Origin of the sequence: Agrobacterium vitis, from assembly GCF_014926405.1 — a bacterium.
Taxonomy (GTDB): Bacteria; Pseudomonadota; Alphaproteobacteria; order Rhizobiales; family Rhizobiaceae; genus Allorhizobium; species Allorhizobium vitis_H.
In genome coordinates, this window is sequence record NZ_JACXXJ020000003.1 from 633,160 (window position 1) to 647,654 (window position 14,495).

The following is a 14,495-nucleotide window of genomic DNA, read 5'->3' on the forward strand; positions in this document are numbered from 1 at the left end:
TCCTCCTTGGATTAAGCCGGTTTGATGGAAATGCTCATCGACAGCGCTTCATAGATACGCAGCCGGTCATTGAACAAATCGGTATCGGCAATCACCACCAGGCCTTCGCCTTCCCGGCGGATTTCCTTGATATGCACTTCGAGGCCCATGCGCTTGTCAGTGCGCAGCAATTGGCCGCGATAGCGCCAGTTGACCGGCACGCCGACCGCGATGCCGAAGCGTGGATTGGCAATCCCCGCGTCCAAACCTGTTTGGATGGCAAAGAGCTGCATGGCTTGCAGGATGGCCTCCAATCCAAGCGAGCCGGGCATGACCGGATCGCGGTGGAAATGGTTGGTGAAATACCATTCGCCAGCATCAATCGTCCGCTCACCCTTGACGTAGCCAAGGCCGAACTTTCCGCCCTCGCGCACCAGGCTGGCCTGATGCAGCAGCCGGAACCGATGGCCGGGCGGCAAGCGCCAATGGGGCTTGTCCGCTGTGCCGGCGAACAGATGGGCGGAGGCCGGGTTCAGAAGATCGAACTCCTCGGCTTTCGCGCTGTTGTCCTCCAGCCAGAACCTGCTGAGCTTGCCCTGGTCAAGGCCAAGCTGGTTTTCCAGCGCCCGCTTGGTGAAGTAGCCGAAAGAAGACTGGCCCTGATAGAAAGGCTGGCCATCAACCTTCAGGTTGAAGTCGAAGTTTTGCAGGATCGAATCCGTCACCATGGCATTGCTGAGCAGTTTCTGGCTGTGGCGGATCGTCGTGCCGCGCACATCCGGGTCGGAAAGATAGACCGCCGTGCCATCCAGATTGCGGATCGAATATTCCTTATCGGGATATTTCAGGGTTGGCCCCAGCGCATAGCCATTGAGAATGGCGGCCTGAAGCGCCGATTCCAGCACCACGAAATTCGGGATATGCGGATGGCTGTTTTCCTGGAAATACCAGCTGTCGGCAGCGGCATCATATTCGGTATCCATCACGGCACCGGGGACCAGCTGGCCGCGCGTGCCTGTGGTTTCCAGGCAGCGATCGACAAACTGGAAGCAACCATTGGGAATATGCGGGGCGCGCAATTCCTCGCCGTAAATGTTGAATTCCGGGCCGAGACCAATGCGCAATTCACCCTTGGCAGCGTGGTGCATGCTCATTTCATTGAGCACGACCTTCTCACCGCCCTTGGTCTTGCGTCCGCTGAACCAGGTCGGATCGCCAAAGCGCGGCTCAACCGAGACGCCGGGCTTTTCAATGACCTGCAAGCCGAGATTGGACACCCGCACCAGCGGCTTGCCATGCTCGTCATAGATCAGCACATCGGCAATCACATAGGGGCGCGGCAGCAGGGCGCTTTCCTGAATGAACAGCTTGTAGTGGACCTTTTTCACGTCAGGAGTGATCTGGCCACGGACGGTAATCTGCATTTCGCGGTGGGTGACCGGCTCAAACACACCATCGGCAAAGCATTGATGCATGCCATTGGCGATCAGATAGACCTTGAGCAACTGGGTTGCGCCTTCGGCAATCAGCGAGCCCGGTAGGACCGGATCATCAACAAAATGCGAGGTATAATACCAGCCATCGGCGTCAAAGCTCTTTTCGGCCTCCATGACATAATGCTCGCCCTGCCAGGAGCCGATATCGGTCAAGCGGTCGATCATCAGCAGCATTTCGGGCGGCAGGCGAATGGAGCTGCCGCTTTCCGGATGCTGCGAACCGGGGCCAAAGATCTCGCCGATCCGCCCCTCAGACAGCGCCACCAGATCGGATTTTTCCAGCGTGTCGCGCACCCGTGGCAGAAGGGGTTTGACAAGGGTGAGCGGGGCTGCGGGAGGCTGTTTGATGACAACGCCGCCACCGGCATTCAACTCGTCCTCGGTGAAGAAACCGGCGCAACCGCTGTGCAATTGCAGGGCCAGCTCACCATCGACATAGCCGTCATAGCGGAAGAAGAACAGCAGGCCATCGCCCTGCCAGACGAACCGGTCGATGGTGATGTCGAAGCGCAGCGTGCTGCCTGCCTGCGGCAGACGACCGTAAAAGCTCAACCGCCCATCCAGAAGCCGGTATTTGCGAACACCCTTGTTCTTGAAATCAATGCCCAGCAACGCAACCAGCAACAAATCCGACTGGCCGGATTCCACCGCGATGCCGGGAGGCATCTGGCCGTCGATCAGATACCAGGCATCGGCTGGAACATCATATTCTGTTGTCAGCGAGCAAGGCTTATATTCCCCGAACGTGGCATCGACCTTGGTGACGCGCGACACGAAGAAATAAGGTGGCGCTGGCAGACGAACCCGAACCGGATAATCATCAATTGGCGCAAATTGCGCGCCCAAGGCATCGGCAACCTTGCCGCTGGCAAAGGTCAACAGATCCTGTTCGTCCAGAAACCAGCCCTTTTCCTGCTTTTCACGGGCGCTGGCAGGCAACACGGAGGCCACGGCAACAGGTGCTAGCGTCGGCGCAACGGGTGCAGGCGCAAGGGCGACAGGCTGAGGTGCCTCGATCTCCAATACCGCAGGCGCGGCATCAATGGTTGCCGGATGGGACAGGCTACGCTGAACTGGCCGTACCCCATGTGCCCCATTTCCATGTGCCCCATTTCCGGCATGCTCGCGCCAGATCTGCACGAGGTCGGATTGGGTTTGCAGGAACGTTTGATGGCCGAGGCGCTGGCGCTGCAAAAAGGCTTCGACAGCCTGGGCGATCCGCTGAGACTTATCCTGGCTGATGGTAATATTCTTGGCCATGAATGGTTGATCCGCTTCGACAGGTTTCGGGGAAAGAGATGGAAGACCGGGATTTGGTCTTGCTGGCTGATCGTCCGGCTGGATTTCGTCTTGGGTGTCGTCGTCTTGGGTGTTGTCATCCAGCAATTCTTGAACCAAGCTGGTGCCTTCGAGGATGAAGGCTGCCGTCGGTCCCCAAGCAATAGACCTTGCCACAGCGCTGGGCGTGAATGGCAGCGCCACAACGGGTTTGGTTTCCAGCGGCCTGACCGTTTCACTAGCAGTTGCGCGCAGAGCGGCGCCACCCGGTTGCAGGCTGATGACTGTTTTGGAGCGCTCGGCCTTCACCCCAGGCACCAGGCTGGTAAGATCGACCCTGACACCGTGAGAAACCAGCCGGGCCAGAGCCGCAAGCAGGCTGCGCCCATCGTCGGCACCACGCTGGTTGAGATTGATCGACAGATAATCCCGCCCCGCAAGGCACGAATTCACCCAGCGACTGCATGTGGCCGAAGGTCCGCATTCGATGAAGATCCGGTAGCCATCGTCATAGGCCATATCGACCAGCCGCACGAAATCCACCTCGGAGCACATCACATCGGTAATGGTCCGCGACAGGCCTTCACGGCTGAAATCCGTCATCCGCCCATAGGTCGAGGTGGTATAAAGATGCAGATTGTCCGGTGGTGCGGTGGTTGGATGATCGTGCAGGGCGGAAATCTGATGCGCCACCCGTTGCAGCAAAGGCACATGCAGGACATGCGAGACCGGGCTGCGATAGGCGGAATAGCCGTCCAATTGTTTGACCACAGCCGTCACGGCTGCGGGCAGACCGGCAATCACCACTTCCTTGGGACCATTGACATGGGTGATGAACACATCGGCACGGGGGGCAATCGCGTCGCGCACCGTCTCCACCGGAGCAAGCAGCACATAACTCGACCAGACCTGATTGTCGCGGACCTCAGGTCCGATACCGAAGGTGTCACGCACCGCCTGACGGGGACCGCCAATCGAAGTTTCGAACAGTGGCAGGTCGTTGCGCAAGCCATGCTGGTCTATCGGCCAGATGCCATTGGCAAACAGCATGCTGACTTCGCCCATGGAATAGCCAAGCGCACCATGGGCCTGCACACCGAACTGGTCCCGCAGCAAGGCGGTATACATCAGGGCGAAACCGACGCCGGTTTTCATCATCGCCGCGATATCCTGCTGCATCCCGGCTTCGGTCTGCATCAACCGCACAGTCGCGTCCTGCCCGGGCTTATGGCGCGGATAGAGCTGGTCATGGCAGAGGGTTGCCGCCGGATCATCAACAAATTGCTCGAAAGCGCGCAGGCTGTCCGGGTAACGACGCAGCAATGTGCGTCCCAGATGCGGATAGCTGTTGAAACCGCCGGGATACATGAAGGCGATCTTGCCCTCTGCGCCCTGGGGCCGGTCGGTAAAATAGCTGCCCGCTGGTGTCTGGAACTCCACCCCTTGGCCTTCACCAAGGAATTTCTGCGCCTGACGCGCTTCGGTCAGCAATTGCGCCGGGTCTCGACCGGACAGGACCAACACCCGTGCACTGGGCCTTTCACGAAGATTGGCCAAGGCTTCGGTTTGCAATGCCTGCCATGGCGTTCCCTGTTCAAGTGCCGCGATGACCGTAGCAAGAACACCCACCAGGGCTCCCCGGTTCTCGGCTCCGACCGGCAGGAAGGGTGGGTAATCGGCTTCCGGCTGGCGCAGGGTTTCCACCACCGCTTCGCTGAGACGGAAGGCGGCGTAGCTGCCGAATGGTCCAGCGGCACCCACGCCCGCGACAAGCGGACGGCTCCGCTCCTGGCGCGTCCACGGCACGCTTTCGGCCAGAAGTCCAAGTCCGGCCTGTTCGATGGCAACCGCCAAAGGCTGGCTCGTCTCCGCATTCAGCCAGGCCGGGGGCGTGGCCGGAAGATAGCGGCCCGACAGGCATAGCGCCGCCCGGATCAAGGCCGCCATCGGCTGGGCAACCTTGCAATGGCCGCTCAAATGTTCAACACCGCAGACAACGGCGCCGGGAGCATGGGTGGCAACCGCCGCCAGTTCCACACCATCGCCGCCGATCTGCCCAGCCATGTCCATCAGATCGAGACGATGACCATCGGCGATGGTCGCCAGCGCCACCGCGACGGCACCGTCCTCACCGTTGCCCACATGACGGATGGAGATGTGATCGAGAACCGCATAGGGTGCAGCACTTGCGCCCAAACCGGCGGGAGCAAGCAGGATTGCGCCTGCACCATCGCCTAAGGATTTGGCGGGTTGTGCGTTCGCGACAGGGGTCGCGGCTTGTTCCAGCGCATAGGCTTCCAGCCCGGCATTAAGATCAACCGCGACGATCAGCGCTGCTTCCGCCTTGCCATCGGCAATCATCAACCCGGCCTGTTCAATAGCATAGGCAACGCCCAGCATACCGGCAGACAGGGTGAAGACCGGACCGGTGAAATTCCATTGCGAGGCAATGCGGCTGGCGCAGATATTGCCGATATAACTGGTGATTTCCGTGGAGCGCAGCGGCCCCAGAACAGCGCGTTTGCAGGCATCGATCAGGCCTTGGCGTTCATCCTCACTGAGGTGAAGACCTTGGCCCGCCAGCGCCTGGTCAATCCAATCCGGCACCAGCGTGCGGCCACGGCGCAGATGGGCGCTCAGGTCCAGTTCCAGCACCACCAGCACAGCTACCGGGCGAGCGGAGCGCTTTTCGCCGATATGGCCATAGCCAGCATCGGACAGCGCCTCATTGGCCACCTTCAGCACCAGTCCCTGCTGGGCGTTGAAGGCTTCGGTTTCCGCTGGCGGAATGCGGTTGCGCAGAAAATCGATATCATAGGCATTGATGGCAGCCTGAGGCGGCGCATCGGCAGTTACCGTAGCGCCACGCCAGCGACGATTGGACGGTTCGGCCCAGACGGGTTCCCCGCCGAAAGACGCCGCTTCAAAGGCCTGAAGGCTGGCGGCATTGCCGTAATGGGCGGCCATGCCCCGGATTTCCAGCGGCGGCGGTTGGAGGGTTTTTGTAGCGCCATTATCTCCCTGCGACCGTTGCCCTGAGAACGTCCGGTCATCGGAGACGATCATATGCGCATTGGTGCCGCCAAAGCCGAAGGCGGAAATGGCCGCATGACGCTTGCCAGCCGGTGTCGGCCAGCTCTGGTTTTCGACCACCAGTTGCTGCTCCATGCCCGGCGCGTCCATGCTTTTTTGCAGTTTTCCAATGCCGGGCGTCGCCGGAATAGTACCTTCCTGCATGGCCAGGATAACCTTGGCCAAACTGCTCATGCCCGCCACAGTCAGAAGATGGCCGACATTGGCCTTGACCGAACCGATCAGCGGGAAATGCTGCTTATCCGCACCGAAAAAGCGTTGCAGCGATGTCAGCTCTGTGCGGTCGCCAAGCGGGGTGCCGGTGGCATGGCATTCAACGTAATCGATCTCTTCAGGCTGCACGCCGGTGCGGGCATAGGCGCGCTGATAGGCCAACCGCTGGCCATCGGCATTGGGGACAAGCATATGCTGACCGGTGCCGTCATTAGACAGACCGACACTTTCAATGACCGCAAGGATCACGTCATTGTCGCGCAGCGCATCTTCCAACCGCCGCAGTACGACAACGCTGGCGCCCTGACCCGTGACGATACCATCCGACGTGCTGTCGAAGGGCTGGCTGACGCCATTGTTGGGAAAAGCGCCGAGATCGCCGAAGGACACATGGATCAGCCAGGGGTCCGGCAGGCAGACGCCTCCCGCCAGCATGGCATCCGCATGTCCGCTTCGCAGATAACTGGATGCAAGTTCGATGGCGTAAAGGGAAGAAGAACACGCAGCATCAAGGCTGAAGCTGGGGCCGCCGAGGCTCAAGCCTCGTGTAACCGCATAGATGCCATCGGCGCTGAGCACCCCATGCTCGGCAGGCGGTGCCGTCAAGGACGTGTCCACCAACGTCCCGGGCGAAAGCCCGAGACCGTCTTCCAGCCCTGCGGCTATTTCCCGCTCCCAAACCGGGACAACGGCATTATTGGAGGCGAAGGTCGGAAAGGTATAATTACCAAGCACCATGCCAACCCGGCCAAGATCGACCCGCTCGCCAAGCCTGCTGGTCTGCAAGGCTTCTTCGGCAACCCGCCGGGCCAATTGCCAGGGCAGATCGAGGCCGTCGCCGCCTTCATCTGCGAGGCCCTTGGTCACCTCGTCCAGATCGACGAAGCCGCCGCGGAGCCAGCGAACCTGATCAACATCCTCCTGACTATCCCTCAGATAGAAAGGGTCGATCCGGAAGTCCTTGACCCCGCCCGTCGAGCGGGAGTCATTTTTTGCAAGGAGGTTGCGCCAGTAACTATCCAGGTCGTTGGCACCCGGAAAGCAGAGCGACAGGGCGGTGATCGCGATGCGGCTCATTTGACGGCCTCGACGGATTTCGATCCCTGCGCGCCAGACGGTGCCTCGTCACGCTTGACCGTGGTGGCCACCAATTGCATCTGCAAGCGGCCATCAAGGTCGTAGCCGGTCAGTTCCCAATCCAGCTCCTGGGCGCGGCTAGCCTTGAGGCGAGCGGCAATCAGCCAATCTGATCCCGGCTCCGGCCGGCTCGTCAGCGTCGCCGATCCAAGCCGCATTGGCAGGCTTGGGCTATCGGCTTCCAGCCGCGTCGCGGCCAGCGCTGCTTGCAGGACCGCATCGACGGAGACCGCATCCAGCAATGTGCTGTCTGCAAATCCATTCAGTGCCGCACTATGGATGGCCGCTGGCTGGGCGATGCGGAACAGGTAGCTCGCAGCCTCCAGCTTCCTGTAGGTCTTGAGCATTTGCAGGCTCTCGCCATGGAACAACGTGCCATCAGAATAAAAGCCATTGGCAGGCGTCGAGGGTTCCAGCGAAGGCAGAGCTTTGCCCGGCTGTGGCGGCATGAAAGCGGCCTTGCGCAGCAGGATATTGTCCGCCTTGTAGCGTGGGCGACCAGACCCATCGGCCAACATCACATCCAGCCGGATGGTTTCTTCCGTCTCGGCGCGGAGTGCGCTGAGCGACAGCTCGAAATCACCGCGCCAATCCTTGTTGATGACAAGGCCGTTCAACACGTTGAACTGATCGAAGCCCGAGAATGTCCAGCCTGGAAGCAGGCTTTCCAATCCATCCGCAACCAGGCCAAGCACGAAGGCGGCGGGGACGACGGGACGTCCCTTGATCTGATGATCGGCCAACAGCAAGGACTTCGTCCAGTCGTGGCCGCTGAGCGCCAGTCGCCTTGGTGCCTGTGGCAATTCGGCAAAGGGGACGAAGCGGGCATTGATCGGCTTCAACCCACCCACCAGTACCGCGCCGGTTGCGGGCAGAGGCATGGCGGTTTCCCGGGCAAAGAACTGGCCACCGATATCGCGTGGGATGATCGGAACGCCGCGTTTCATGAAGATATCGCGGATTTCCGGTGTGACCATGCCGCCAAGCCACGGACCCCAATTGATCGCCCTGACATCGACGCCCTTCACCGATTGGCTGGCGGCGAAACGGTTGAGCATTTCATTGGCCATGGCGTAATCGGCCTGACCTGGATTGCCAAACAGACCGGCAACCGAGGAAAACAGCAGGACGCGGTGGAAGGGCTTGCCCGTCAGCGCCTTGATCAGACCGGCCAGACCGAAAATTTTCGGCGTGAAGACACGGTCCATTTCGCTGATTTTCTTCTGAGCGATTGCCGCATCGGCAAGCGCGCCAGCCCCATGCACAAGGCTGATTTTCGCCGCCTTCTGAATTTCGGGGTGATCGCCAAGGCTGGAAATCGCCGGAGAGGAAATATCGAGCGACAGATAGCTGGCATGGCTACCGAGCTTTTCCAGTGCGGCCAGCAACTGGCGGATTTCACGGCCCGCCAGAACCCCACGCACTGTCTGATCGATCAGCTTCGGTGTTACAGGCGCTTTCCCTTCGCGCAGTGCGGCAAGAGCTGCACCCTTCAATTGCGCGTCGGTTTCGAGACCCGCAGCCCAGGCCGGTTCGGCTTCAAGGGCGGAGCGACCGAGCAGGAGGAAGCGACGAGGAGCGGCAGAGGCTAAGGCCAGCACGCAATCGGCTGTCACACCCCGCGCACCACCGGTGACGATGAACAATTCATCGGGATCGGCGACCGTCACGGCATCGCTGGAGGAAATCGCCTCAATGGAAGGCTTCCAGCGCCCCTGCCCGTCAAGACCGATTTCGGTGATGCTGTGGCGGGCATCGAAAACTTCCTGCACCAGCAGATCGGCAGCAGCGGCATCTTCGATCTGCGGCGCGATATCGACGGCGCGGGCAAAGATATGCGGTGCTTCGGCGGCATAAGTCTTGACCAGGCCGGACAAGGCACCGGATGCCACCGTTGCAAGGCTGCCATCCCGGTAGCCGAGGGCTCCATCCATCCGCGACAGCGTCATGAACACCGTGCGACCCTGGGAAGCCCGCGCCGTGAGCGGCGTGATCGACAGCTTGGCAAGCAGCAAGGCCCGTTTCAGCCAGAGGACCGATGCGTCGCTTTCAGCGCCGGGAAGCGCGTTGTCGATTGTCTTGGGATGAACATAGATCACCCCATCCCAAGGACCCTGAGCTTCGAATTGCTGTTTCAGCTCGGCCTCGTCCTTGCCAGCCGCCAATTGCGGACCAGCCTTAGAGGAAACCTTGCCTTCGAACCGCAGCCAGACAGCCTCGATACCCTTGCTTTTCAACCCCTTCTGAAGGGCAAGGATCAGGGCATCATCGGTACCGGTCAGTAGAAATTTTGCCCCCTTCTGAAAAGCCTGTTGCGTCACCAGATCGAGCGGAGCTGGCAAAAGGGTGACGACACCGCGCCCGATCAGATCGTCACCATCCTTAAAAGAAGCGAGAGCTGCCTCTTTCTGCTGGGGTTCCCCAGCGTTTGAAGCCTCACCTTCAGCAAGGGTCAGAATTTGGGCCAAGGTGCGCAATTCACCCATACGATCCGGCGAAAGCTCCGCCATTTGCGGTAGGCGTTCTTTCAAGGCGCCGAGAATTTCCACGCGCTTGATCGAGTCGATGCCGAGATCAGCTTCGAGGTCCATATCCAGATCGATGACATCGGTTGGATAACCGGTCTTTTCACTGACGACGGCGAGAAGTGCTTCGCGGACAGCGCCAGCGGGCAACCCGGCAGTTTCAGGAACAACTGTCTGTGTCGGAGCAAGCGCCGGGACTGCTACGGGTGCCGCCACGGAGGCAGCAGGCGCATCAGCGACAGCACCCTCAGTGGCCAGTGCCAGAATTTGGGCCAGCGTGCGCAATTCACCCATGCGGTCAGGCGAAAGTTCGGCCATTTGCGGCAGGCGTTCTTTCAGCGAGCCGAGGATTTCCACACGCTTGATCGAGTCGATGCCAAGATCTGCTTCGAGGTCCATGTCGAGGTCGATGACATCGGCGGGATAACCGGTCTTTTCGCTGACGACAGACAGCAGGGCTTCCCGCACGGCTCCGGCCGCAACAGCAGGAGAGGTCGCCGCCGATACGGGAGTAGCGATAGAGACGGCGGCGGGCTGTGCGACCGGAGCAGGAGCGACGGAACCGGCCAGTTCCAGGATTTGGGCCAGCGTGCGCAGCTCACCCATGCGATCAGGAGAAAGCTCCGCCATTTGCGGCAGGCGCTCTTTCAGCGACCCAAGGATTTCGACGCGCTTGATCGAGTCGATACCGAGATCGGCTTCGAGATCCATTTCGAGATCAATGACATCAGCGGGATAACCGGTCTTTTCACTGACAACTGCCAGCAAGGTTTCCCGGATGGCTCCGGCCGCGACAGCCGGGGCGAATGCCGCTGGTGTCGGGGCGACGATGGACGCAGCGGCGTGCTGCGCGGCCGGAGTGGCAGAGGCTTGAAGCGCCGGGGACGCAGAGCCTGCCAGTTCGAGAATTTGGGCCAGCGTGCGCAGCTCACCCATACGATCAGGGGAAAGCTCCGCCATTTGCGGCAGGCGCTCTTTCAGAGAGCCGAGGATTTCGACGCGCTTAATCGAGTCGATACCGAGATCGGCTTCGAGATCCATGTCGAGGTCGATGACTTCTGCCGGATAGCCGGTCTTTTCGCTGACGACAGCCAACAAGGTGTCGCGGACAACCGCCGCTGGCGCAGCGGATGCAGCAGCAGGAGCCGCGGCTTGTGCAACCGGCGCGGCAACAGGCTTTGCAGGGACCGGAGCGGGTGGGGCTGCGGAAACCGGTTTGGCGGCTGGGGGCTGAACCGGAGTGGCGACCGGCTCAAATGCCTTGGCTGTGACCGCCGGTTTGGCTGCGGCAACAGGTGCGGCATGGGCGACGGCGGTTTCAATCATCCGTTTGACGGGTTCATGCCTTGCAGGCTCATGCTCGACCGTCCTGACGCGGGCGGCTGGCAATTCGCCCTGACCAAGGAACAGGCTGGGCAGGCTGCGCATGAATTCACGGTGGGTGAGGTTGGTTTCCTCGTGGATCTCGCAGAGCATATCGACATGGGCAGCGCTCAACTCGCCTGCATTGTGCACCAGGGCTTGCAGGGCGCTTTGCTCGAATTTGAGATATTCGCGATGCAATTCGCCATTGGACCGCGCCAATTCAGCGACGATATCGCCACCACCGAGAGCCACAGCTGGCTCGGACGAGGATTCATTCTTCAGGATGGACATGGATTTCTCCGCAAATGACGATCTGGAGGCAGGCGCCGTCAGGGCAACGGCTTGTTTGGGTGCCAATGGCTCGGACGGCTTTTCCACGGATGCCGCTTTTATTGAAGGTGCCGGGGCTGGTGCCGGAACGCCGAACGCGACATTTGCAGCGACTGGCTTTGCTGGTTCCGACCGGACAGGCGCGGGGGCAGCAGCCAGAGGCTTTGCGGCGACAGGCTGTGGCGGCGTGGGAACCGGTTTGGGGGCAACGACGACTGGATTGGCCAGCGCCTTAGCAAAGGCCTCCTTGCGGGACGGTGACACGTAATTCATGCCATTCAGATTGATCTCACCCTTCTTGGCCGGAGCCTCGATAAGGCCTTCGGTCCCGACCGGGCTTTCAAGTGCAATACCGGCAACCGCCAGATCCACCACCGCTTCGATCAGACCGGCATCCGCCTTGTCCGGCTGACCATGGTCAAGCGCAATTGCCAGGTGAGGCCGGTCGCCGAGAATATCGGCGGTCATTTTCGACAGCGTCGAGCGCGGGCCGAACTCGATGAACACCCGGATGCCATCGGCATACATCTGCTCGATAATCTTGATGAATTCGACAGGCTCGCGCAATTGCCCCTTGAGCTGGGCCGCGACATCGGCAGCCGATGCAGCATAAGGCTTGCCATTGCGATTGGCATAAACCGGGATCTGCGGCACGGCAAAACTGGTCTGGTCGATCCGCTCGGCAAATGCCGTGACGGCACCTTCGACCTGCGGCGTGTGAAATGCCCCGGCAACATTCAACCGGACAAAGTCGACTGAGGCAGCCTTAAGGTCGGCCTCGAATTTCTCGATAGCCTCAACCGCTCCGCCAACTACAGTCTGCTTCGGCGTATTCAGATTGCAGAAATGAACGCTGCCCTTGGTGGCGGCAATCAGGCTTTCCAACTGCTCACGACCGGCCTTCACCGCCGTCATCGTGCCAGCGCCGTCGCCGGTTACAGCAGCCATGGCATCGCCACGCGCCTTGGCCAGGCTTGAGAAATCGGCATCGCTCAAGGCCCCGGAAGCCCAAAGCGCTGTCAATTCGCCGAAGCTGTGGCCAGCCACGGCTTCCAGCTTGAGGCCGAGATTTTGCAGCCAGCGATAATGGCCTGCCGACAGTGCGCCGATTGCTGTCTGGGCATATTGCGTGCGGCGCAATGCCTGTTCCTGGGCCTTGCGATCCGCATCATCAAAGGCCGGGATCGGATACATGACCTGGCTGAGGGGCTGGGCACCGTCCTTGGCAAACAAGGTATCGGCAGCACCGACGAAATCGCCGAGCGCCGGAATGGCAACCGCTGCCATCCGGCCCATATTGGGATGCTGCGACCCCTGCCCGGCAAACAAGCCGGCCAGCTTAGCGTTTTCAAATGCACTGGGGCGGAAAGTGATGCCCTTTGGATGACGCCATTCGGCTGTGGCCGGACGGCTGTCGAGCAATTGGATCGCTTCACTCAACAAAGCGCGGCGGCTGACGTCGTCGGCGGCAACCAGGCCCAGACGCGGATGGTTTGCGGGGATTGAAACCTCGAAAGGCCAGGCACCCTCGCCTGTGGCGGTGAGAAGCTCCTCACAACGCTTGCGCAAAGCAGCCACAGTGGGGGCTGCGACGACAATGGGTCGCGGCAGGACGCTGCGCAGCTTCGGTGCCTTTGCGGTCTGTGGTGCTTCCTCAAGGACCAGATGGAAATTCGTACCACCAAAGCCGAAGGCGCTGACGCCAACCCGGCGCTTGGCGGTCTTGGGATCGCGGAACCATGGACGCGCCGTGGAATTCAGATAGAGCGCCGTCTCGTCCAGACCCAGCTTGGGATCGGGTCTGTTAACATTGATGGTTGGGGGCAGGACGCCGTGCTGCAAGGCAAGCGCTGCCTTGATGGCGGAAGCCGCACCCGCTGCTGCCTTGGTATGGCCGATCTGCGATTTGACCGAGCCGAGTGCTATGGGCGAAGAAGACCCATCATTGTCCCAGCTTTTCAGGAAGGTCTTCAGGCCATCCACTTCGGTCGCATCGCCAACCGCCGTGCCGGTGCCATGGGCTTCCCAAAGATCAACATCATGGGGAGAGATGCCCGCCTGCTGATAGGCACGTTGCAGCGCCTTGACCTGTCCGGCGGCGCGCGGTGCGTAAATGCTCTTGAACTTGCCATCGCTGGCCGAACCGAGCCCCTTGATGACGGCATAAACCTGGTCGCCATCGCGTTCGGCATCTTCCAGCCGCTTCAGCAGCATCATACCGATGCCTTCGCCGATCAACGTGCCGTCGGAATTCTCATCGAACGGCGAAATCACCCCCTTCTTGCTGAAGGCGGGTGTCTTGGAAAAGCACATATACATCAGGATGGTGTTTTCGGCATCGCAGCCGCCAGTCAGCATCATGTCGGCGCGACCGCTATGCAGCTCATCGATGGCCATGCGCATGGCCGCCAGCGAACTGGCGCAGGCCGCATCCACCGTGCAATTGATACCGCCAAGGTCGAAGCGGTTGGCGATGCGTCCGGCGACGACATTGCCCAGCATGCCGGGGAAGGAGTTTTCCTCCCAAGGCGCGTAGGCAAGCTTCAGCGTCTCGACGATATCGTCAACCTGGGCCTTGGGAAGACCCCGGCTCTCCAAAACCTTCTGCCATAGCGGATATTGCAGGCGCGAGGTTAGCGGCGTCACCAGCGAATTGGCGCCGGTAATGCCGAGCACCACGCCGGTCTTTTCGCGGTTCAATTTGGCATGTTCGTAACCCGCATCCAGAAATGTCTGCTTGGCAACGCTGAGGCTGAGGATCTGCAGAATGTCAGTGACATCAAGCTGAGACGGCGGCAGACCGAACTCGACGGGGTTGAAGGCCGTTTCAGGAATGAAGCCGCCCCGGCGCGCATAGGTTTTGTCAGGCGTTGAAGGATTTGGATCGTAATAATCGGAGATTTTCCAATGGGTCTCCGGCACATCCTTCAGGCAATCCTTGCCTTTGACAATATTGTTCCAGTATTCATCAGCATTTTTTGCTTCCGGAAACAAAGCTCCTACGCCAACAATTGCGATAGGAGAAAAGACATCGTATACGCGCTGCGAGAACCCGTCCATTATTCGGCCCCTTCCAAAA

Annotated in this window: 2 protein-coding genes; both read right to left on the reverse strand. The window is 60.4% G+C overall.

Annotated elements, in window-relative coordinates; genetic code table 11:
* Window positions 1–11: 11 nt before the first annotated feature.
* Entirely contained in the window at window positions 12–7,136 is a 7,125-nt protein-coding gene (locus IEI95_RS04415) for a beta-ketoacyl synthase N-terminal-like domain-containing protein (RefSeq protein WP_194416016.1), read from the reverse strand.
* Entirely contained in the window at window positions 7,133–14,476 is a 7,344-nt protein-coding gene (locus IEI95_RS04420) for a type I polyketide synthase (protein ID WP_194416018.1), read from the reverse strand. The genes IEI95_RS04415 and IEI95_RS04420 overlap by 4 nt, the downstream gene beginning before the upstream one ends.
* Between the last annotated feature and the right edge of the window lie 19 nt (window positions 14,477–14,495).

Coding starts and splice junctions, on each gene's coding strand:
- IEI95_RS04415 (WP_194416016.1), bottom strand. CDS start 7,136: ATGAGCCGCATCGCGATCACCGCCCTGTCGCTCTGCTTTCCGGGTGCC.
- IEI95_RS04420 (WP_194416018.1), bottom strand. CDS start 14,476: ATGGACGGGTTCTCGCAGCGCGTATACGATGTCTTTTCTCCTATCGCA.